Genomic DNA, 21,885 nt, shown 5'->3' with positions numbered 1-21,885 from the left:
TGGGGCGCCAGGGCCTTCAGCACATGACCCACGCCGGTGGCCAGCGCCCCGCCGCCGAGAGCGATCAGGACGGCGTCGAACGACGGCACGGTGTCCACCAGTTCCAGGCCGATGGTCGCCGCGCCCTCGCAGGTCTCGATGTCCAGGCTGTCCTCGACCAGCCGGACGCCGTCGTGGCTCGCGACGGCGGCCGCCCGGTCGCGAGCCAACTCGTGGTCGCCGTCCACCAGTTCAAGCCGGGCGCCCAGCGCGCGGATGCGATCAAGCTTGGCGCGAGTCGCAAAGCGGGATGCCACGACGGTCACGTCGAGCCCCCGGCCGCGACCGGACCACGCGAGGGCCTGGCCGAGGTTGCCCGCGCTGGCGCACACCACAGCTCGCGAGCCGTCGCCGGCGAGCAGGCTCGCGACGACCTCGGTGCCGCGGGCCTTGAAGCTGCGGACCGGGTTCGCCGTTTCGAGCTTGATACTCACCGTGCACCCGAGGCCGGGCTCCAGCGCCTCGCAGCGGTACAGCGGAGTGTCGAGGAACATCGGGTCGATGACCCGGCGGGCCGCCCTGATCCGAGCGGTGTCGAGGCGCGTCTCCTGCACGACACAGCAGCGTAGTGCCGTCGGCGCCGTTCCTGTCGGGTCATCGATCCGGGAGCGGTCCGGCGAGCGTCGTGCGGGCGGATCGCGGAGGGGCCGTGTCGCTACTTGAGCTGTTCGGCGGTGTAGTAGCCGTCCTTGACCAGGATGTCGATGTTGGACTTGTCGAGGCTCTGGGGCTGCAGCAGGTGGACGGGCACGTCCTTGACGCCGTTGTTGTAGTCGGTTCTGTTGTCGATCCTCGGCAGCCTCTCGGTGAGGATGTCGTCGACCATCTCCGTGGCGGCCTCACCGAGCGCGCGGATGTCCTTGTAGACGGTCTGCGACTGCTGACCCGCGATGATCGACTTCACCGAGTCCAGCTCGGCGTCCTGCCCGGTGATGACCGGGAGGGGCTTGCCGTCGGAGCCGTAGCCGTACGAGTCCAGCGCGGTCAGGACGCCCCGGGAGATGCCGTCGTACGGCGACAGGACCGCGTCGAGGTCCTTGCCGTCGTACCACTTGGCGAGGATGCGGCTCATGCGCTTCTGCGCGGTGGGGCCGTCCCAGCGCAGGGTGGTCATCTGGTTCATCTCGACCTCGCCGGACGGGACGACCAACTGCTTGCTCTCCAGGAACGGTTCCAGGAGCGCCATGGAACCGTCGAAGAAGTACTTGGTGTTGTTGTCGTCGGGGGAGCCGGCGAACAGCTCGATGTTGTACGGGCCCTTGCCTTCCTCCAGGCCGAGCTTCTTGATGATGTGGCGGGCCTGTTGCCGGCCGACCATCTCGTTGTCGAAGGAGACGTAGTAGTCCACGTTCTTCGTGCCCATGATGAGCCGGTCGTAGGAGATCACCGGAATCTGCGCGTCGGCGGCCTTCTGCAGCACGCCGTTCAGCGACTTGGCGTCGATGGCCGCGATGATCAGCGCGTCGACGCCCTGCTTGATCAGGCTGTCGATCTGCGCGACCTGGGCTTTCGGGTCGTCGTCGCCGTAGACCAGCTTGGACTTGTATCCCTTGTCCTTCAGACCCTGGACGACGCTCTTGCCGTCGGTGAGCCAGCGCTCGGAGGCCCGGGTCGGCATGGCGATGCCGACCGTCCCGCCCTTGGAGAAGCTCTGGGAGCCGGCCTCGCCGCTCTCGCCGCAGGCGGACACGGTGAGGGCGAGGGAGGCGGCTCCGCCGAGGAAGGCAAGAGCGGCTCTTCGCTTGAACATGGTGATCGTTCCTTGTTCGTCTCGTCGTTGAGGAGAGGACGGCGTATCAGGCGCCGAGGGGAAAGCGGTGGAGCGGGCCGTGCGGTGAGCAGGTGGGCAGAGCGCGTCGGGCGCGCGGTACGTACTCCCGGGCGGTGTCCATGGGTGGGGGACCGCAGATGGGGGTGCCGTACGGGTGGATCCCCGGGCCCGGGTGCCCTGGACGGGCCGGACTTCAGGACGGAGCGGTGCGCCGGGGCGGATCAGCTCGGCACCCTCGTGGATCCGCACGTGGCCGCCGAGGTCTTCGGGGGGGTCTTGGCGTTCAGGTTTCACGGCGAGTGGACAACCGGCGGACCTCGCTCACAGGGTGGTGAGGTCAGGTCGCGCGGCACGTCGGTTGAGTCGGTGCTCAGACGCCTCCGGTGGCCCGCAGTTCGCCGGTCAGTGCGTCCTGCGGCCCGGCATCCGGCGCTCGCCGAAGTCTCGTGGTCCCTTTACCGGTGTGCTCCTGTACGTACGCCAGGCCGCGCCACGGCCTTTTGGCCACGTGCGTGCTGCTTCCGGGGGTGCACAGGACAATCGCCTTTCAACTGTTCGAAATCTCGTCACATGTTCCAAATATTGGCGTGAGGTTAAGGGTGAGGCTGCAGGGTGTCAACGGGGTGAACTCGAACGGTTACAGAAAGGTGTTGGCGAACGGCTTCGGGGCCTTGGACGAAGCAGCGGCGCGCGGCGCCTGCGGGAACAGCCCGCGCCCGGCATCTGATCGCGAAGCCCTGCGCACCTGCGAAGAATGGGGGGGCGGCGGCACTCTCGTGTTGCCGCTCCTCTCACACCAGTTCGGGTTGCGGTTCCGACTGCCGGGCCGGTGCGGTTCTCGATTCCCACAGGGCGGTGGTTCTCACGTAGCCGTAGACCACTGAGGTCATCGCCAGCACGAGAAGCGGTCCGGCCACCCACGGGTGCTGGGCCATCTCCAACGGCAGATAGCGATACGACAGCAGGAGCGCGGCGAAGACGGTCGCACCGTAAGCGACCAGCTGGATCCCCGATCGGTCCCAGCCGCGGTCGAGCGAGCGCAGGGCGGCCTCGATCGTGAGCGTGAACACCACGCCGGCGAGGAGATCCACGCCGTAGTGCCAGCCGAATCCCAGCGTCGCGGTGAGCGTGGCGATCAGCCAGAACGTTCCCGCGGATCGCAGAAGACGTGGGCCCTTACGGGAATGGATGAATATCGCGGTGGCCCACGCCGTGTGCAGGCTGGGCATGCAGTTGCGCGGGGTGATCCCGTCGAACGGCATGTGCTGCGGGACAGTGATCGGCGGCGGCGTGTTCGGCCACAGGTTGGCCAACGCCCATTGCCCGGTGGGCGGCGTTTTCGCCCACAGGCTGACCGACGCCCAGTGCTCGGCGCCGGTGCCGTAGGCGAAGATCGGTCCGACCACCGGGAAGATCATGTAGATGGCGGGTCCGAGGAGGCCGATCACCAGAAAGGTGCGCACCAGGTGATGGCCCGGAAAGCGGCGCTCGACCGCCACGTTACGCAGTTGGTAGAGCGCGACGATCACCGCGGCCACCGCGAGCTGGCCGTAGACGATGTCGAGAATGTTGAAGCCGATCGGGCCGGTGGCCGTGACGATCCGGCCCACCAGCCATGAGGGGTTGCCCAGTGCATGATCGGCGGTTGCCACGTACTGGTCGAGCACCATCGGGCGGGTCTTCGAGGTGATGAGCAGCCAGGTGTCGCCGGTCTTGCGGCCGGCCACCAGCAGCAGGGCGAGCCCGACGCCCTTCAGGAGCAGGACGCGTTCCGGGCCGGTGCGGCGGGTGACGGCGATGACCGCACAGCCCAGGATCACCCACAACGCGCCGTTGCCGAAGGGGTGGCCGTCGGTCACCTTGACGTCGAACGTCCACCGGACGACCAAGAAGGCGACGTCTATTCCGACCGCGGTACCGAACGCGATGAACCGTTGCCGCCAGGTGAGCACCACCATCATCAAGGCCATACCGGCATACAGCAGGAAGCCTGACTTGGGCGGGAATATCACCTCTTGCACCTGGCAGGTCATCGGCCCCGGCAGGCCGTAGTGACGTGCGGCGATCTCCAGCGCGACGAGGAATCCGAGGGCGACGACACCCACCACCACCCAGAGTCCCGCCCGTGGTTGACGCCACACGGAGAGCGGGCTTCCGGGCCTTATTCGCGAAGATATCTTCGTTGTTATGTGTCTCAATTTTCGGCCGATTTTCTAGATTTGGCTAGGTAAGGGTGGGTTTCGCGCGCCGCCTTCCGGTGGAGGCCACTTTCTCCTCGCGAAAAGCAGCCCGCCCGACGGGGAAAGACGGAAAGATCGCGGTCCGCGTTCCACCTCGGCCACGGATACCTCGTCGTCACCGGCCGGCAGCCGCACCGATAATCTCCGTTCCATAGCCACCCCCGTCGGCATCCTGCGGTACAGCGGCGTCGTGTCGCAACCAGCGGTACGCAGCGGGTGGTGATCCGGAAAGGCTTCGAAACTTTCGACGTTTCCGTCTCTCGTGCTGATCATTAGCTGCCGCCTTTCGATGGCCGACTCTCGCCGGGCCTGACATTCATCGCCTCCCATCAGGCCATATTCAGCTTCCACGCACCGTCGGCTCAGCGAATGTTTCGCTTACATTGCCGAAATAATTGACAGTTGTCGTGCCCAGACCAACACTGTCGCCGTTGAACGGCCTTCACGAGGACGAGGAGGAAACACGCACATGAACGACGCACCCGCACCGCTCAGCCGCTTCCGGCTTCTCATCAGCAGCGCCTGCGCCATCGTCATGGTCGCTGTCGCCGCGCTGACCATGCCCGGCACCGCTCACGCCGACACGGTCGTCAACACGAACCAGACCGGCACGAACAACGGCTACTACTACTCGTTCTGGACCGACGCCCCGGGCACGGTCTCCATGAACCTGGGCTCCGGCGGCAACTACGGCACCTCCTGGAGCAACACCGGGAACTTCGTCGCCGGCAAGGGCTGGAGCACCGGCGGGCGCAGGAGTGTGACCTACTCCGGCACCTTCAACCCGTCCGGCAACGCGTACCTGACGCTCTACGGCTGGATGTCGAACCCGCTCGTCGAGTACTACATCGTCGACAACTGGGGCACCTACCGGCCCACCGGGACGCACATGGGCACCGTCACCAGCGACGGCGGTACGTACGACATCTACAAGACGACGCGGTACAACGCCCCGTCCGTCGAGGGCACTCGGACCTTCGACCAGTACTGGAGCGTCCGGCAGGCGAAGCGGACGGGTGGCACCATCACCACCGGCAACCACTTCGACGCCTGGGCCCGCGCCGGTATGCCCCTCGGCAGCTTCAACTACTACATGATCCTCGCGACCGAGGGATACCAGAGCAGCGGAAGCTCCAACATCACGGTGGGCGGTACCACCGGTGGTGGTGGGGGGAGCGGAAGCGGATGTACCGCGACTCTGTCCGCCGGACAGCAGTGGAGCGACCGCTACAACCTCAACGTCGCGGTCTCCGGCGCCGGCAACTGGACCGTGACCATGAACGTCCCCTCCCCCGCGAAGGTCCTCTCCACCTGGAACACCAGCGCCGGCTACCCCAGCGCCCAGGTGCTGACCGCCAAACCCAACGGCAGCGGCAACACCTTCGGCGTCACCATCCAGCCCAACGGCAACTGGACCTGGCCGACGGTCTCCTGCAGTACGGCCTGATCACCGGCCACCCGGAGCACGTGTGGCGCGGTGGCCCATGGCCGCCGCGCCACACCTGTGAGGACTACGAGGGTCAGGCCGGTGCCTCGCTCGCCGCAGGGGTCACCTCCTTGGTCTCGTGCTGTGTCCCGGGCTCGGCCGTGGTGGCGGCCGGGGTGAACATCAGCCGCAGTCCGAGGGTGGCCGCGAGCGGGCCGAGGGCGCACATGGCGGCGGCGCTGACGAAGGAGGCGCCCAGGTTCCCCGCGTCATAGCCGAATCCGCCGAAGTACGTGGCGAAGGTCGACGCGAAGCCGAAGAACATCGCCGGGATGAGAGCGAACGGCTTCAGCCGGCCGGTCGCCAGCAGGGTGCCGTTGACGATGAAGATCACCACCCCCAGGGCCAGGGTCTGGGCGAACTCGCCGGTGCCGAACATCGTGCCCGTCTCACGGTTGAGGAGTACGGCCACCACCGCGAACCCCGCCCCCGTCGTGGTGGCGGTGATCATGGCGATGGCGTTGGCGAAAGACTCGGTGAGGCGCTGAAGGCGGAGGGGGCGACGCTCGAGGAGTGGCGGGTGCTGTCGTTCCTCGGCGGGGGCGAGGGCCGCCCCATGACCGAGATCGCCGAGTTCGCCCTGCTGTCCGCACCGACCCTCACCAAGGTCGTCGACCGCATGGTGTCCCTCAACCTCGTCCTGCGCCGGGTGGACGACGCGGACCGGCGGCGCGTTCTGGTGTTCGCGTCCGAGCGGGGCAGCGAGGCGCTGACCCGCTGGACGGCTGCGGTCGAACGCGAACAGGACCACATCGTGACCGCCCTGGGCACCGAGGAGACGGCCCTGCTGCGGACCCTGCTGCAGCGGGCCTCACGGCGGCTGGGCTGACGGTCGGCCGGACGCGGCGGCACGGCGGCACGCTGCCGCTTCATCGCGGCCCTGACACCGTCACGCCCGCGGCCTCACTGTCCCAGCGGCGTCCCCGGCCTCCTCGTGTCGGGGACCGGGGCCGGGGTGGGCGAACGGGCGGTCCTCGCTCGTTCCCTGGTCAGGGCGCTGGTGACCTGGTGGGCGAGGAGGGGATCCGCCGGGAGGACGTGGGAGGCGAACCAGCGGGCGGGGGCCGGGTCGGGAGACGGTTCCACGAACTCCGCACCCGCGTAGTCGTCGAGCGGGGGGTCGTAGATGTAGCCGCAGACGATGCCGTGGTTCACGAGGCGTTCCACCAGGGCGTCGCGGTCGTCGACCAGGAGAGGCGCGCGGAAGAGGGGGAAGGGGCCCTCGTGCGCGGCCCGGTCGCGCAGGGCCGGGGAGGCCCAGGCCGTGCCGGACAGGAGGGTGACGCCGGCCCTGCGGTGGGTGAGGTTGGTGTCGAGGCGGGCCATGCGCAGGCTCAACTGGCCGCGGACCAGGGCCCCGTGGCGGGTACGGAAGTCGTGCAGGTCGACGCGGACCCAGGGTTCGTACGCGGTCAGGCTCGGCGCCCGGAGTGCGGAGGCGGACAGGCGCGGGGCGTGCAGGGCCATGCGGAAGGTGTCGCGTTCGAGGAGGCCCAGGCGCCGCATCGTGCGCCATGCCGGCCGGACCAGATGGAGGGTGCGGACGGCCGAGCGCGCCAGGGGGCGCAGGGCCGCGGCCAGGTCGGCGCGCAGACGGGTCGGTTCGAGGAGGTCGTCGCGCAGGAGCTCCATCTCGCGCCGGGTGCGCGCGTCCTCCACGGCGAGGAAACCGCCGGCCATCGCCGCCACGTGCTTGGAGAGGCTGAAGGCCGCCGCCCTGCCGAACGTTCCGATCGGCTGTCCGTCGACGTGCGTGCCGATCGCGTGGGCCGCGTCCTCGATCAGGGGGATGCCCAACGCCTCGCAACGGGCGCGCAGTTCACCCACCCGGTCCGGGATCCCGTACAGGTTCGTGGTCAGGACCGCGTCCAGGTTCCGCCAGGTGGCCTCCGGTACGGCGGACGGGTCGATGTTGCCGTCCCAGGCCGACACCGGGGCCTGCACCGGGCGCAGCCCGGCCGCCAGGACGACGAAGAGGATCACGTCGTCGTTGACCGGCGACATCAGCACGCGCCCGCCCGGCCGGCACCAGCGCCGAAGCGCCAGGTACAGGGCCAGCCGTGCCGAGGGCGTGTAGACGCATTCCCGTCCCAGTCGCCGGGTCATCGTCGCGGCGAGCCGGGATCCGTACGGCATCGGCATCGTCACCTCTTCCGTCGAAGGGGCCCCTGCGAGGGACCGTTGAAGAAGTCGTCGTAGGGCCCGTGGCGGGGCCCGGGATGGCGCCTGACGGTGCGCGTGTGCAGAGCCGCCGGCACCGTCGCGAAAGGACGCGGTGGGGCGGGAGAAGGAGCGGGCGGACCGGTCGTCCGCTCAGTGCGCGCGCGGTGCCGCCCGGCCCGGCGCCGGACGGGCCGACGTACGCAGGGTGCCGACCGTCTTCAGCAGGCGGTCGGCGGGCTCCCGCAGGGCGGGATGGGCCAGGACCGTGTTGCGCAGGCCGCGTACCGGCCGGCGCCACAGCCGGTGTGCCGCCGCGACCGGGTGGGGCCGGGTCACGAACCCTTCGCCCACGCGCAGTTCACGCGTCTTGAGCCAGTCCTTGTACTCCTTGTCGCCGCGCCCCATGTCCATCAGCCGCACGCCGTCCCGGCCGGCCGCCTCGGCCATCCGCAGGTGCATGAGCAGGCCGGGCGAGTAGTAGTGGAAGTCGGGGTCGTACGCCGTGAACCAGGCCGCGAACACGGTGCGCGACCTCGGGCCGAAGTGCGCGGCCACGGGCCGGTCCCCGGCGTACACCACGGACAGGATGCCGGTGAAGTGCTCCTCGCGGACCTGGAACAGGTGCTCCACCAGGGCCACGATCCACGGGCGCGCGAACCGGTCCATCCGGCCCGTCCTGCGGTACTGGGCGGACTTCCACTCCATGAGGCGGCGCAGCATGCGCGGGTCGCGCTCGTCGTAGACGAACCTCATCTCGCCCACATCGCGGCCCAGGCGGCGTTCCTTCTTCAGCGTCGTCTTGGCGAGCCCCGGGTACGTGGCGCGCAGCCACTCCGGGTAGGTGCTGTCGCCGCCGTCCTTCAGGTCGAGGACCGGCGAGGCGAACATCCCCGTGACGAAGCCGCCGAAGGGCTTCTGCTCCTCGACGAGGTGGTCGAACTCGAGGACGGACAGCCCGCAGGCCCGCAGCAGCAGCCGGGCGTCCCAGGTGACGCCGGGGCGGTGCACGAGGGCCTGGCAGTCGGACAGCCCGAGCCCGATGGCCCGGCCGACGCCTAAGGCGCCCCGCTCGTACGGCAGGAAGCCGACCGGCTCCCCGTGCTGGTGCAGGACGGCCACCCGGGCCGCCCCGTCGCGGTACATGCCGACACCGGCCGCGAACTCCGGTGCCAGGAAAGGGTTCGCGTAGTCGGGCGACTCGTCCATCGCCCGGTGCCAGGCCCCGCGGAGCTCGGCGCTCAGCTCCTCGGGTCTGTGGATCGATATGTCCGACTCGACCTTGCTCATGGCTCGCACGGGCGACCGCCCCCCTGTATTCCCCCATGACGCGTCGACCGCGTCCGGCCCCAAGGACCAAAAGTCGCGAAACAGTACGCACCCTGTCAAGGGTGCCGGTCGTAACGGATGGGTGCGGATCGGGTCGGAGGCGGCCCGGGCCGTTCCTTCCGTACCGGTCGCCGGGGCTTCACCTCGCGGAGCTAGCATCCGAGCATGACGACTGTAGACAGCAACGGTGTTTCCCCCCTCGATGTCGGGATCGACGCCCTCCAGGGCGGCTCCGCGGATCTCGCCCAGTACGCCGGCCGGGCCGTGCTCGTGGTGAACGTGGCCTCCAAGTGCGGACTGACCCCGCAGTACACCGGCCTGGAGCGACTGCACGCGCAGTACGCGGAGCGCGGTCTCACCGTGCTCGGCGTGCCCTGCAACCAGTTCCTCGGACAGGAGCCCGGCAGCGCCGAGGAGATCGCCGAGTTCTGCTCGGCGACGTACGGCGTGAGCTTCCCGATGACCGAGAAGGTCGAGGTGAACGGGGAGGACCGGCACCCGCTGTACGAGCGCCTCGTCGGCTTCGCCGACGCCGAGGGGCACAGCGGGGACATCCGCTGGAACTTCGAGAAGTTCCTCATCGGCCGGGACGGCAAGGTGGTCGCCCGCTTCTCGCCGCAGACCGAGCCGGAGTCGGCCGAGGTCGTGGCGGCCGTAGAGGCACAGCTGGCCGGCTGACCTTCCCGGGGTCCGGTTGACCTTGCCCCTGGGGCAGGGTCGAGCGTCCTCGTCGCCGGGCGGAAGAGCCGCCCGGCGACGGAGGATGACCGAGTGGACGCAGTGGACGCAGTGGACGCAGTGGACCCAGTGGACAAGGACCTGCTCACCATCGGCGCGTTCGCCGCGCGGGCCCGGCTTTCGGCCAAGGCTCTGCGGCTGTACGACCGGCTCGGACTGCTGGCACCGGCGCACGTCGACGAGGTCAGCGGCTACCGCTACTACCGCGCGAGCCAGGTGGAACGGGCCCGGCTCGTGGCGATGCTGCGCCGACTCGACATGCCGCTGGCGCGGATCGCCGAGGTGGTCGAGGCGGCGGGCACCGAGAGTGCCGACCGGCTCGCCGCGTACTGGGCGGACGTCGAGGCGCGGGTGGCCGGGCAGCGGACGCTCGTCGAGTACCTCCGTGGACGACTGTCGGGGAGGAGCTGCGAGATGTACGGAAAGTTCGTGGTCGAGACGGTGGAGGTACCGGCGCAGGTGGTGATCACCGAGACCCGGCACACGCTGGCCGACGAGCTGCCGGCCTGGATCGGCGCGTCGCTGGGGCGCCTGGAGGAGGCGGCGCGGCGGTGCGGGGGCGTGACGGCGGCGCCGTTCGTCGTCTACCACTCCGAGGTGTCGATGGAGAGCGACGGCCCGGCCGAGTCGTGTGTGCCGGTCGCCGACGAGGCCGCGGCGCGGGCGTGGGTGGCCGAGCAGGGCCGGGGGCGGGAGTTCGGCGTCCGGAGGGAACCGGCCCGGCGGCTCGCCCGTACGCGGATCTCCAAGGCGCAGGTGGCCCATCCGCAGATCCTGGCCGCGTTCGAGGCGGTGGAGGTGTGGCTGAAGCGGGAGGGTCTGGAGTACGACGGGCCGTGCCGCGAGGTCTACTTCGCCGACTGGGACGCGGCGGGCCCCGAGGACCCGGTGTGCGACGTGGCGTTCCCGGTGCGCTGAGGGCTGCGTCCGGGCACAAGCCGAGCCCCCTCGGCAAGGACGGCGGGCTGGTCGAGAGGGCTCTTACAGTGGTGCTTGTGCAGTTGTCGATCGTGCGTTCGGCTGGGAATGAGGATCAGAAAGACCCGCTCCCTACGCCTTGACCGAGGCCACGAACGCGTTCCATGCCTCGGTGGGGAAGGCCAGGGTCGGCCCGTCGGTGACCTTGGAGTCGCGGACGTCCAGCTCCGCGACGGTGGGCGACTTGACCTCGACACAGGCGCCGTTGTTGTTGGAGTACGAGGACTTCGTCCACGAGTCCGTGGCGCCCTGAAGAATTGCCATGTTTGCTCCGTAAGCCAGTTGCGCAGTTCGGTTTCCGCCAACCTTTGCTGATCGTTGGCGTGATCGACGCTACTCGCTCACATCCTCTTCTGGAGCAGTCGTTCACTCTTCCGGATGGCATATTCCAGGGGAGTCTTCCAGTGCGGCCCGGCCGGGGTATAGCATGCGGCCTTTCGTTCGCCAGGGGCCCTCACAGGGCGCCGCGAAGGCTCAGCGTGCGTACTCCTTGGCCACGTCCTCGATGAGCCGGGTCGACTGGTCGACGTTCAGCGCCTGCGCCCTCAAGTGCTCGTACATCACCGTGTACTTCTGCACATCGTGGGCCTTCTCGAGGTACAGGTCACTGGTCACGCCCTCGATGTAGACGACGCTCGAGTCGGCCGCGTCCGCGAACTCCAGGATCGAGTACTGGCCGTTGATGCCGGGGTGGGCGCCGACCTCGAACGGCAGGATCTGCACGGTGATGTGCGGGCGCTGGGACATCTCGGCGAGGTGCTCCAGCTGTTCGCGCATCACCGGGCGGCTCCCGACGACCCGGCGCAGCGACGCCTCGTCCAGCACGACCCACAGCCGCAGGGGTTCCCCTTCCGCGGCGATACGATCCTGCCGCCGCATCCGGACCTGCACCCGCTTGTCGATCTCCGTGTCCGACGTCTCCGGCGAGCCGCCCCTGATGATGGCCTCGGCATACGCGCGGGTCTGCAACAGCCCGGTGATGATCTGGGGTTCGTAGACGCGGAGCGACTCGGCGTCGGTCTCCAGGCCGATGTACACGCTGTACGGGATGTCCCCGAACGCATGCCACCAGCCCTGCTGCCGCGAGTCCTTCGCCATCTGCATCAGCGACTCGACGATGCGCTGGTCCTCGACCTCGTACACCCCGCACAGGTCGCGCACGTCGCGCTGGCTGATGCTGCGCCGGCCGTTCTCCAGCCGGCTGATCTTCGACTGCGACACCAGCAGTCGCTCGGCGACCTCCTCGGCCGTCATGCCCTTGAGTTCGCGCAGGCGGCGCAACTCCTGGCCCAGCCGGCGCCGCCTGACGGTGGGATTGACATTGGACGCCACGGGACGTGCACCTCCGGCTGCGTGCCTCATACTTGCCACTTTGCGTATCTGCTGTTGAGCAGACTGCCACCAAGGGGCTTACTACCGCTGGGAAACGGTGGATATGCGCAGCTCCCGCACACACGGCCGCGCGGGGCGGCGGAACCGCGTCGTCGTCCGGACGTACGGTTCTGTCACCCCGCGCGGAACAGCGGCTCCCGTACCGGTCTTGGGGACTGCGGTGCGGCGCTCGGCGGTGCGTGGTGCCCTGTGGTGCGTGGTGCCCTGTGGTGCGGATCGTGCTGCCGCGGTGCCCGTCGTGGAACTGCGGCTCAGTGGGCCACGACGCGCGCCATCGAACCTCGGCGCGGTTGCATCGGAACGCCGCGCGCGGGTTCCGGTGCGGGCCTGGCTCCGGGCGCGGCCTGGCGGCCGGCCGGTGCCGGAGGGTTGCGGCGCGGCTGGGCAGCCGCACCGTTCTGGACGTCCATCACGGCGTGTGCCACGAGGCCGCCCATGGGGTCGTGCCTGATCAGGTCCCGCAGCCGGGATCGGGACGAGCGTCCCTCGTTCCCGGGATACAGGTGCTTGCCGAGGCCGACCGCGTGCGCCAGTGCAGCGAGCGCCGCGGTCCGCGGGTCCGGCGGTACGCCGGTGCGGATCGCGGAGTCCAGTCGGGCTTTGATCTCCCGGCTGATCTCGGTTTCCGTCGCTTGGTAGCGAGTCGTCGGCAGCACTCCGCACATCTGTCCCGCCACGGCATGCACCATGCCGCACCGCTCCAGATGCGAGAGGTAGGTCTGGCGGAGCCCGAGACGCGGCCCGCCAATCCAGTGGACGGCACGTACGGGAGCGCCACGCCTTCGCAGCAACTCCAACGCGCAGTCCAGTGTTGGATCTCCAGTCGGCCGTGGGGACACCACGGCGATACGATCCCCGTCCGGGGCTATCCGTCCGGCCAGCGCCAGCTCCACTAGCTGTGCTCCGGCCAGACCAAGGTCGAGCGACTGCGGCTGTGCAGTGGTACCCGTGGTCGGGTCCAGCGCCAGCAACAGAAGCTCTTCCGGAATTGTTCTGCGGCTCCTGCCCATCCATGCCTCCCCGCGTGGATGAATGACAGGGTGACCCCTCTCACATTGGTCTGTCGAGGGTGCGTGACCTGTTTGTAAGGGAACCGGTAGGTATGTCGTTCTCGTCTACCGCCTTGGGCAAGCCCACACACAGGACACTGGTACATGGTTCGGACACCGCGCAGGAGCGGTGTTCCGGGCGGCGGTTCACGGTTCGATAGGCGCACGGACACGGTCGCGTGCGGCGCATGGAGGAGGCATCGGTGGCGGGCGAGTCCCCCGACAGGTCGAAGAAGCGCGAGTCGTCGGCAGAACCGACGTCGGGGAGCGCGGGCCCGGTTCCCGAGGCCAGGACGGAGTCCTCCCAGCGTCCCGAACCCCCCGAGAAGCGCGATCCGCGCCTCGCGGTCGCCCGGGACTCCGGTACCGCCTCCACGGCCCGTGGCGGCGTCGACACGGCCACGAGGGTGTTCTCGGTACGAGAGCTCACCGCGGACGCGCAGACGGCCGAGGAGACCCCGGAGACGGCCGAGGAGCCGGAGAGGGCCGAGGAGCCCGCTCAGGACGCCGCGGAGCCGCAGACCGGGGACACGGGCGCCGAGAGGGCGGGAACGGCCGCCCAGGCCGCCACGGAGGCGGCCGCGGACACAGCGGACGCCACCGAGCCGGAGGCCGACCCCGCAGAGGCCACGCGAGCCACGGACCCCCGGGCCGAGGACGCCGAAGACGCCGAGGCGCCGGAGGCCGACGCCACCGCCCCGACGACCGACCCCGCGGCGACGGAGCCCGCACAGGCCACCGATGACGCCGAGGAACCCCGCACCGAAGACGCCGGGACACCTGAAGCCGACCCCGCAGAGGCCACGCAAGCCGCAGACCCCCGGGCCGAGGCCCCGGAGGCCGACGCCGCTGACGCGCAGGACGAGGACGCCGAGGCCGGGCATTCCTCCGCCGACGCGGGTTCCGGTGCCGCCGACGACCGTGACGAGGCCCCTGCAGCGGGTGACGTCCGGCTCCGTGACGCCGTGGCCGCGTGGGTGGCCTCGGCGGACGAGAAGGCCGACACCGAGGACGCCGAAGACACCGAGGACGGTGCCGAGACCGACGCGGACGCGGGTACGGAATCGCCGGAGGCGGAGGCGGAGGTCGGCGCGGCACAGCCCGAATCCGACGACGAACCCTCCTCCGACGCCGAGGCCACCGGCACGCCCGAGTCGGACACCTCGGAGGACGTCGAGGACGCCAAGCCCTCCGTCGACCAGGCCACCGCCGTCTTCAAGGCCGTACGGCCCCCCGCGCCCGCCGTGGATCAGCCGACGACCATGCTGAAGCTCGGTGATGCCGCGAGGAAGCCCGAGCCCGAGGCATCCAAGTCATCCGAGGCACCGGAGGCGCCGGAGCCCCCCGCCGAGCGGACGAGCAAGTTCGTCGCGCTGAAGCCGTTGGACGACTCGGCGACGCGCAAGGCGGCGCCGGCCGATGCCACCTCCGCGCTGCCGCAGGTCGGTCCGGAGCGGACGACGCAGCAGCCGTTGCCGCCGAGGCCGCCGTTGGACCTGCTGGCGGAGCTGACGAACACGCCGCCGCCGCCGGAGACGCCGGTCCGTACGATCGTGCGGCGGGTCAAGATCTGGACCCCGCTGGCGCTGCTGCTCGCGGTCGTGTTTGCGATCGTGCAGGCCGTACGCCCACTTCCGGCCCCCGAGCTGACGCTGACCGCCGACGAGTCGTACACCTTCGAGGGCAGCGAGGCCGCCCTGCCCTGGCCGAGCGAGGGCCAGGGCCGGATGGACGTCAACGGCATCGGCACGATGGGCGACTTCGGCAAGCAGACGCCGGTCGCCATCGGGTCGGTCGCCAAGGCCATGACCGCGTACGTCGTGCTGAAGGACCACCCGCTGAAGTCGGGCGCGGAGGGGCCGAACATCCCCGTCGACGCCACCGCCGAGAAGGAGGGCGGCTACAACAAGGACGGCGAGTCCACCCTCAACACCATCAAGCAGGGCGACAACCTAACCCTGCGGCAGGCCATCACGGCCATCATGATCCCGTCCGCGAACAACGTCGCGCGCCTGCTGGCCCGTTGGGACGCGGACACCGAGGCGGCCTTCATCAAGAAGATGAACGACGCCGCCAAGGACCTCGGGATGAAGAACACCACGTACACCGACGCCTCGGGCCTGAAGGAGACCACCGTCTCCACCGCCGAGGACCAGGTGAAGCTCGGCAACGAGCTGGTGAAGATGCCCGCCCTGATGGAGATCACGTCCATGGGCCAGTGGATCGATCCGTCCGGGCAGAAGTGGTACAACTACAACTATCTCGTCCCCTACAACGGTGCCATCGGCATCAAGACGGGTACGACGACCGCCGCCGGCGGCAACCTCCTCTTCGCGGCCCGCAAGGAGGTCGGCGGTGAGACCGTCACCCTCGTGGGCGCGATCCTCGGCCAGCACAAGGCGCCGATCATCAAGACCGTCAACGACGTCAGCCGGGTCGCGATGCTGGCGGCGCAGGACGCGATGACCTCGGCGAAGATCCTCAAGAAGGGCGACGTCGTCGGGTACGTGGACGACGGGCTCGGCGGGCAGACCCCGGTCGTCGTCACCAAGGACGTCACCGCGGTCGGCTGGGCCGGCTTCAAGGTGAAGCTGTCGTTCGCCTCCGACGACGTACCGCACACCGCGAAGGCCGGCACCAAGGTCGGCACGCTCACCGTGGGTGACGGCTCGGGCGGCGCGGTCAAGGTGCCGGTCGCGCTGCAGCGGGACCTCGTCGAACCGGGGTACACGGACAAGCTGACGCGTCTCGGCTGATCCGGGCCCATAAGTGCGCCGCATCCTCCCCGACCGGAGCCCGCCCGGGTTCCGGTCGGGGAACTGCGTGCTAGCGTCACGAATCGGGCAGGTCGCTCACGGGACGCGGCCGAGAACAGAAGACGGGACACCACGGGGAGTGCCTTCAGGTGGCCACAGCGGAGCCGACACACGCCGACGACACCGATCCGGGTCCGGGAACCGGCCCGCGAATACGCGTGCCCGCACCGGAGCCGGAGGACCACGAGGACGGCCGTAGGCCCTCCTCGGGCGGATCCGGTTTCCGAGCCAGATCAAGGAACGCCTTTCTCGCCCTCCGCGAGCGTCTTCTGCGGCGCCCCGCCCTCTCCGTCACCGCCCTCGCCGGCGTGCTGCACATCGTCTGGTTCTTCACGTTCGCAAATAGCGGTGGCGACCTCGCGGCGCAGGACGCGTGGGCGGAGTTCGTCGGCCGGCATCCCGACTCGGCGTACAACCTGGCCTGGTACGGCGGCATGCATCCGGTGTCGTACAGCGTGGTGTCGCCGTATCTGATGTCGGTCCTCGGTGTCCGTACGACGATGATGATCGCGGGCACGGTCTCGGCCGGGCTGCTGACGATGGTCCTCATCCGCAGCCGCTCGGTGAAGAACCCGCTGTGGGCGTCGCTCGCGGGCGTGTTCGCGTTCCTGTGCAACGCGGCGTCGGGCCGGGTGACGTTCGGTCTGGGCACGATGTTCGCGCTGGGCGCGGTCGCCGTCGTGTTCTGCTGGCCGTACCGCTGGCGCTACAAGCGGTGGGCGAAGGCCCTGTGCGCGGCCCCGCTGGCCGCGCTCGCGACCATGTCGTCGCCGGTGGCGGGCCTGTTCGTGGGGCTCGTGGCGGCGGCGCTGTTCCTGCAGAAGCGCCGGCCGGGTGCCTGGGCGCTGGGCCTCGCGCCCTCGGCGGTCGTCGCGGTGTCCGCCTGGCTGTTCCCCTTCGCCGGCACCCAGCCGATGAAGATCGGCTCGGTGATACTGCCGCTGCTGTACGCGCTCCTCGTGCTCTTCCTCGTCCCGCGCGAGTGGAAGACGGTCCGGATCACGTCCGGGGTGTACGCCCTCGCGATCGTCCTGGTGTGGCTGGTCAGCTCGCAGATCGGCTCCAACATCTCGCGTCTGGCGATGCTGTTCGCGGGGGTGGCGCTGGCGGCCGCACTGCCGTTCGCGGTGCCGCGCACCCGCAAGTGGTACGCGATCGTGCTGGCCTTCGTCGGCTTCACCGGGTGGATCGGTTTCAAGTCGGTCGACGACGTCGTCCACACGACCCCCACGGCGTCCTGGGCGCGCGAGCTGGCGCCGCTCGTCAACGAACTCCAGGAGGTCGGCGCCGAGAAGGGCCGCGTGGAGGTCGTTCCGGCCCGCTCGCACCGCGAGGCCTCCGCGCTCGCGCCGTACGTCAACCTGGCCCGCGGCTGGAACCGCCAGGCCGACATGGAGCGCAACCCCCTCTTCTACGACGACACGCTCAACTCCGCGAACTACCACGAGTGGCTGGGGCGCTGGGCCGTGCACTTCGTGGTGCTGCCGAAGGACGAGCCGGACGGCGACGGCGGCGAGCGGGAGCGGGAGCTGGTCCAGCGGGGCATGCCGTATCTGAAGCAGATCTGGGGCGACGCCAACTGGCAGCTGTTCCGGGTGACCGACCCGGCCCCGCTCGCCGAGCCGAACGCGGTCGTCGAACGGGCCGCGCAGGGCGAGATGACCATGCGGGTGAGGAAGGCGGGCCGGATCCTCATCCGCATCCCGTACTCGCCGTGGCTGAGCATCGTCGACGCCGAGGGCAACAAGCTGAAGCCGCCGCAGGAGACGGACGCCTCCAAGGACCGGGCCGACGGCACGCCGAAGACGTACGACAACGTCAACGGCTGCCTGATGGAGACGGAGGAGGACGCGGAGGGCGACAAGTGGACGATGCTCGTCGCTCCGCAGGCGGGGACGTATCGGCTTGCCGCGCCTTACACGGTGCCGCGGGGGACGCCCTGCCCCGATGAGTTGAAGTGACCGTGGGCGGGGTGAGCGTCTCTGGGGGGGCTCCGCCCCCAGACCCCCGGCCTGTGCGCACCCACCACCCGTCTCGGTCGGGTAAAGGGTGAACCTTGAGGTCAGCGCAGCTGGTCCACGTACCTGTCCGTCCCCGGCACTGTGGGGACGAAAGGCGCCAATAGCTCCACCCTACCCAGCCCCGACTCCCCCACCGCCTCCTCCAGCCCCGCGAAGTACGGCTCCCAGCACTCCCTCGGGTCCGCCTCCAGGAACCACAGCAGGGTCAGGCGGGTGTCGACGCCCTCGACCTGCTTGACGTAGGACATGCGGTCGCCGGGGAGCGGGGTCGGCCGGAAGACCGTCACCAGGGCCGTCGGGGAGCCCGTGACCCGCTTCGGGAGGTGGCGGGAGACCAGCCACTCCAGCAGTTCGGCCCGCTGCCCGGCGGACTCGGTGTCGACGACCTGGAGGACCAGGCCGGTGTAGGGGTGGTCGAGGGCGTGGAAGTCCCTCGGCCCCGCCGCTCCGTCCCGGTAGACGGTCGCCTCGTGGTCCTGGAACGCGGTGAAGACGTGGGTGCGGTCCCGGTAGACGCGGCCGTCGCGGTTGAGGCGCTTGTTGATGCCGACGGTCCAGCGCATGTGGTCGTCGTAGCGGCCGTCGGTGATCCAGTACGTCGAGAGGTAGCAGCCGGCGGTGACCGGCTCGGCGATCGCCGACTTCGCGGGGCGGCGCAGGAGTTGCAGGTCCCGGGTCGCCACCCAGCGGCGGCCCGCGTACATCCAGGGCATGGCCATCGCGCCGGCGTAGTAGTGGTCGTCCTCGTACCAGCGGTTGTAGGCGTACTCGTGGCCCGGGTGGGGTTCGACCATGGTGATCAGCGCGTGGCCGGGGCGGACTCCGTACGGGCCTACGGCGGCCAGGTCGGCGTAGGTCTCGCTGCGGGTGTCTTCGGACATGGGCACTCCTCTTCCGTCTTCCCTTCCGTCCTCCTGCGGTCGCCCATACTCTGACGCCCCGTCAGCTAATCCGCCAGGGTCCGGGTGAACCGCCTGGTGAACAGGGAGGCCATCGATGTCACTGCTCTCGGGCAAGACCGTCGTCGTGTCGGGCGTCGGGGCCGGTCTCGGCCATCAGGTCGCGGCGGCCGTCGTACGGGACGGCGGGAACGCGGTGCTCGGCGCGCGGACGGAGGCGAACCTCGCCAAGAGCGCGGCCGAGATCGATCCCGACGGGGCGCACACGGCGTACCGGGCGACGGACATCACGGACGAGGCGCAGTGCGAGGCGCTGGTCCGGCTGGGGGTGGAGCGGTTCGGGCGGATCGACGCCGTGGTCCATGTCGCCGCCTGGGACAGCTGCTTCGGCGGCCTCGAGGACGCCGACTTCACCACCTGGCAGTCGGTGATCGACGTGAACCTGCTGGGGTCGCTGCGGATGACGCGGGCGTGTCTGCCGGGGCTGAAAACGGGCGGCGGTGCGGTGGTGTTCATCGGTACGCAGTCGGCGGTGGCGGCTCCGTCGCAGGTGCGGCAGGCGGCGTACGCGGCGTCGAAGGGGGCGCTGACGAGCGCGATGTACTCGCTGGCGCGGGAGCTCGGGCCGTACCGCATCCGGGTCAACACGGTGCTGCCGGGCTGGATGTGGGGGCCGCCGGTGCGGGCGTACGTGCGATTCACGGCGCAGACCGAGGGCGTGCCCGAGGCCGAGGTGCTGGAGCGGCTCAGTGGCCGGATGGCGCTGCCCGAGCTCGCCGCGGACGCGGACGTGGCGGACGCGGCGGTGTTCCTGGCCTCGGACCGGGCGCGGGCCATCACGGGGCAGTCGCTGCTGGTCAACGCGGGGGAGCTGATGCGCTGAGGTCCTCTTTCGGCCACCTCGAGGGTGTTCATGAACATGAACCAGGGTCAGCTCGCCGAACTTTTTTACTCCCCCTTGACCTTACGCTCGCTTGTCGTGCCCGCGTCGACCCACCCACGATGAGCGGGCACTTCGCGGCCTGTCTCGCCCCTACCCCGCCCGGGCGAAGTGCCAACCAGTTGGGCGGAGTTCACAAGGCGGACCCTGGAAGGGGGCACATGAACAGTCTCGACTGGGCCGTGCTCATCGGCTACTTCGGCGTGATGGTTGCGATCGGCATCTGGTCGCACAAGCGGGTCGACAACGTCAGCGACTTCTTCACGGCCGGCGGCAAGATGCCGTGGTGGCTGTCCGGCATCTCCCACCACATGTCGGGCTACAGCGCGGTGATGTTCACCGGGTACGCGGGCATCGCCTACACCTACGGCGTGACGTCGTTCGTGACCTGGTCGTTCCCGATCGCGCTCGGCATCGCCATCGGCTCGAAGCTGTTCGCCCCGCGCATCAACCGACTGCGTTCACGGCTCCATGTGGCCTCCCCGCTGGAGTACTTGAAGAACCGGTACGACCTGAAGACCCAGCAGGCCCTGGCCTGGTCCGGCATGCTGCTGAAGATCGTGGACGTCGGCGCGAAGTGGGCCGCGATCGCGACCCTGCTGTCGGTCTTCACCGGTATCTCGCTGAACCAGGGCATCCTCATCACCGGCACCATCACGGCCGTCTACTGCACGATCGGCGGCCTGTGGGCGGACGCGCTGACCGAACTGGGCCAGTTCGTCATCCAACTCCTCGCCGGTGTCGCGATGTTCGTCGCCGTGGTCATGGAACTCGGTGACAGGAACATCGGCTTCATCGACGCCTGGGACCAGCCGGCGCTGCAGGGTCACGAGAAGCCGCTGGTCGCCGACTACGGCGCGGTGTTCCTGCTGGCCTTCCTCTTCATCAAGCTCTTCGAGTACAACGGCGGCATGCTCAACCAGGCCCAGCGCTACATGGCCACCGCCACCCCGAAGGAGGCCGAGCGCTCGGCGAGGCTGTCGGCGGTTCTCTGGCTGGTCTGGCCCCTGGTCCTCTTCTACCCCATGTGGATGTCGCCGCTGCTGGTGGAGTCCCAGAAGCCGGACGGCTCCGACTCCTACGGTCTGATGACCGAACAGCTCCTGCCGCACGGCCTGTTGGGCCTGGTCATCGTCGGCTTCTTCTCCCACACCATGGCCATGTGCTCCTCCGACGCCAACGCGATCGCCGCCGTCTTCACCCGGGACGTGGCGCCGGTGATCTCGACGCGGGCCCGGAGCTGGAGCCAGCGCTCGGGGCTGATCGCTGCGCGGCTCGCGACGGTCGTCTTCCTCGGCCTGTCGATGGCGGCGGCCACCCAGGTCAACTCCCCCGCCTTCAAGGACATCATCACGGTCGTCATCAAGTGGGTCGCCGGTCTGATGGGCCCGATGGCCATCCCGATGATGCTCGGCCTGCTCCGACCGTTCCGCCGCTCGGGCCCGACGGCCGCGCTCACCAGCTGGTCCATGGGTCTGTTCGCCTTCTGGCTGGTCAACTACCCGATCAACTGGAACGTCGACGGCGGTGTCCCGCTCCAGTACCAGGTGTCGATCCCGCTGGCCGTCTCCCTGGTCCTGTACATCCTCGTCGGCTTCCTCAAGCCGGAGGACACCCCGGAACGCCTCGCGATCATCGAGACGATCAACACGGACGGGGACGGGGCCGCCGCGGCCGCGATCCCGACGCCGGCGGACGGCGTGGAGGACGCGGTGCGAACCCCGGTGAAGGACTGACGGAGGGCCGGGCCGGGTGACCGGGTCGCTCGGCGCGGCCGACGGCCCGGCGCGGCCGGGCGACTCGACGGCCGGGCGGCCAGGCGGCCAGGTCAGGCGGCTCGGCGCTCGACAGGTCGGCGGCTCGTCGGCTCGACAGCCAGACGGCTCGGAGGCCAGGCGGCTCGGCGGCAAGGCGGTCAGGCGGCTAGACGGCTCGACAGGTCGGCGGCTCGGCGGCTAGACGGCTCGACAGCCAGACGGCCGGGCGGTCAGGTCAGGCGGCTCGGCGCTCGACAGGTCGGCGGCTCG

18 protein-coding genes are annotated in these 21,885 nt (G+C 69.6%); 8 read left to right on the top strand and 10 right to left on the bottom strand.

Annotated features, from left to right (window positions below; all coding sequences use genetic code 11):
- From ACZ5XS_RS32200 to ACZ5XS_RS32190, 3 genes are all read right to left on the bottom strand, one after another.
- On the bottom strand, positions 1-593 hold a 593-nt coding region (locus ACZ5XS_RS32200; RefSeq protein WP_468657266.1), incomplete at its 3' end, for a pyridoxal-phosphate dependent enzyme.
- A gap of 101 nt (positions 594-694) precedes the next feature.
- Complete coding sequence (gene chvE, locus ACZ5XS_RS32195; protein WP_468657264.1) at positions 695-1,789, bottom strand: multiple monosaccharide ABC transporter substrate-binding protein; 1,095 nt, start codon at positions 1,787-1,789, stop codon at positions 695-697.
- An 812-nt stretch (positions 1,790-2,601) separates the two neighbouring features.
- Positions 2,602-3,951, bottom strand: coding sequence for a phosphatase PAP2 family protein (locus ACZ5XS_RS32190; protein ID WP_468657280.1), 1,350 nt, complete (start codon positions 3,949-3,951; stop codon positions 2,602-2,604).
- 568 nt (positions 3,952-4,519) lie between these two features.
- Between ACZ5XS_RS32190 and ACZ5XS_RS32185 the strand changes: the two genes are divergently transcribed.
- Entirely contained in the window at positions 4,520-5,497 is a 978-nt protein-coding gene (locus ACZ5XS_RS32185) for a glycoside hydrolase family 11 protein (RefSeq protein WP_468657262.1), read from the top strand.
- A 73-nt stretch (positions 5,498-5,570) separates the two neighbouring features.
- Here ACZ5XS_RS32185 and ACZ5XS_RS32180 read toward each other — a convergent pair whose 3' ends face one another.
- A complete protein-coding gene (locus ACZ5XS_RS32180; protein WP_468657260.1) occupies positions 5,571-5,987 on the bottom strand; it encodes a DUF1097 family protein in 417 nt (138 codons plus the stop codon).
- A gap of 69 nt (positions 5,988-6,056) precedes the next feature.
- Between ACZ5XS_RS32180 and ACZ5XS_RS32175 the strand changes: the two genes are divergently transcribed.
- Positions 6,057-6,365 carry a MarR family transcriptional regulator gene (locus tag ACZ5XS_RS32175; RefSeq protein WP_468657258.1) on the top strand — a complete coding sequence of 103 codons (309 nt, stop codon included), beginning with the start codon at positions 6,057-6,059 and terminating at the stop codon, positions 6,363-6,365.
- A 74-nt stretch (positions 6,366-6,439) separates the two neighbouring features.
- Here ACZ5XS_RS32175 and ACZ5XS_RS32170 read toward each other — a convergent pair whose 3' ends face one another.
- Positions 6,440-7,678 (bottom strand): DegT/DnrJ/EryC1/StrS family aminotransferase, encoded by a 1,239-nt coding sequence (locus tag ACZ5XS_RS32170; protein WP_468657256.1) that lies wholly within the window; start codon positions 7,676-7,678, stop codon positions 6,440-6,442.
- A 171-nt stretch (positions 7,679-7,849) separates the two neighbouring features.
- Positions 7,850-8,986, bottom strand: coding sequence for a GNAT family N-acetyltransferase (locus ACZ5XS_RS32165; RefSeq protein WP_468657254.1), 1,137 nt, complete (start codon positions 8,984-8,986; stop codon positions 7,850-7,852).
- Positions 8,987-9,190: 204 nt separating this feature from the next.
- Here ACZ5XS_RS32165 and ACZ5XS_RS32160 point away from each other — a divergent pair, with 204 nt between their 5' ends.
- Both ACZ5XS_RS32160 and ACZ5XS_RS32155 read left to right on the top strand, forming a co-directional pair.
- Entirely contained in the window at positions 9,191-9,703 is a 513-nt protein-coding gene (locus ACZ5XS_RS32160; protein WP_468657252.1) for a glutathione peroxidase, read from the top strand.
- A 102-nt stretch (positions 9,704-9,805) separates the two neighbouring features.
- Positions 9,806-10,681 carry a MerR family transcriptional regulator gene (locus ACZ5XS_RS32155; protein ID WP_468657278.1) on the top strand — a complete coding sequence of 292 codons (876 nt, stop codon included), beginning with the start codon at positions 9,806-9,808 and terminating at the stop codon, positions 10,679-10,681.
- Between the two features lie 132 nt (positions 10,682-10,813).
- On the opposite strand, the gene ACZ5XS_RS32150 is transcribed toward ACZ5XS_RS32155, so the two are convergent.
- The 3 genes from ACZ5XS_RS32150 to ACZ5XS_RS32140 all read right to left on the bottom strand — a co-directional run bounded on the left by ACZ5XS_RS32150 (position 10,814) and on the right by ACZ5XS_RS32140 (position 13,143).
- Entirely contained in the window at positions 10,814-11,005 is a 192-nt protein-coding gene (locus ACZ5XS_RS32150) for a DUF397 domain-containing protein (RefSeq protein WP_217243132.1), read from the bottom strand.
- Between the two features lie 210 nt (positions 11,006-11,215).
- Positions 11,216-12,073 (bottom strand): helix-turn-helix domain-containing protein, encoded by an 858-nt coding sequence (locus ACZ5XS_RS32145; protein WP_217243131.1) that lies wholly within the window; start codon positions 12,071-12,073, stop codon positions 11,216-11,218.
- 311 nt (positions 12,074-12,384) lie between these two features.
- Positions 12,385-13,143, bottom strand: coding sequence for a GOLPH3/VPS74 family protein (locus tag ACZ5XS_RS32140; RefSeq protein WP_217243130.1), 759 nt, complete (start codon positions 13,141-13,143; stop codon positions 12,385-12,387).
- A 227-nt stretch (positions 13,144-13,370) separates the two neighbouring features.
- On the opposite strand from ACZ5XS_RS32140, the gene ACZ5XS_RS32135 reads away from it, so the two are divergent.
- Both ACZ5XS_RS32135 and ACZ5XS_RS32130 read left to right on the top strand, forming a co-directional pair.
- Positions 13,371-15,938 (top strand): D-alanyl-D-alanine carboxypeptidase, encoded by a 2,568-nt coding sequence (locus tag ACZ5XS_RS32135; RefSeq protein ID WP_468657250.1) that lies wholly within the window; start codon positions 13,371-13,373, stop codon positions 15,936-15,938.
- A 149-nt stretch (positions 15,939-16,087) separates the two neighbouring features.
- Positions 16,088-17,959, top strand: a complete 1,872-nt coding sequence (locus tag ACZ5XS_RS32130; RefSeq protein WP_468657248.1) for an MFS transporter — start codon at positions 16,088-16,090, stop codon at positions 17,957-17,959.
- 101 nt (positions 17,960-18,060) lie between these two features.
- On the opposite strand, the gene ACZ5XS_RS32125 is transcribed toward ACZ5XS_RS32130, so the two are convergent.
- Complete coding sequence (locus ACZ5XS_RS32125; protein ID WP_468657246.1) at positions 18,061-18,900, bottom strand: hypothetical protein; 840 nt, start codon at positions 18,898-18,900, stop codon at positions 18,061-18,063.
- 115 nt (positions 18,901-19,015) lie between these two features.
- On the opposite strand from ACZ5XS_RS32125, the gene ACZ5XS_RS32120 reads away from it, so the two are divergent.
- Together ACZ5XS_RS32120 and ACZ5XS_RS32115 are read left to right on the top strand one after the other, a co-directional pair.
- Positions 19,016-19,801 (top strand): SDR family oxidoreductase, encoded by a 786-nt coding sequence (locus ACZ5XS_RS32120; protein WP_468657244.1) that lies wholly within the window; start codon positions 19,016-19,018, stop codon positions 19,799-19,801.
- Positions 19,802-20,019: 218 nt separating this feature from the next.
- Complete coding sequence (locus tag ACZ5XS_RS32115; RefSeq protein ID WP_468657242.1) at positions 20,020-21,594, top strand: sodium:solute symporter family protein; 1,575 nt, start codon at positions 20,020-20,022, stop codon at positions 21,592-21,594.
- Positions 21,595-21,885: the final 291 nt, after the last annotated feature.

The sequence above is a fragment of the Streptomyces sp. NPDC033131 genome (assembly GCF_055578365.1).
Note: the sequence above shows the minus strand (reverse complement) of the source record. Positions and strands in the feature narration are given on the sequence as shown.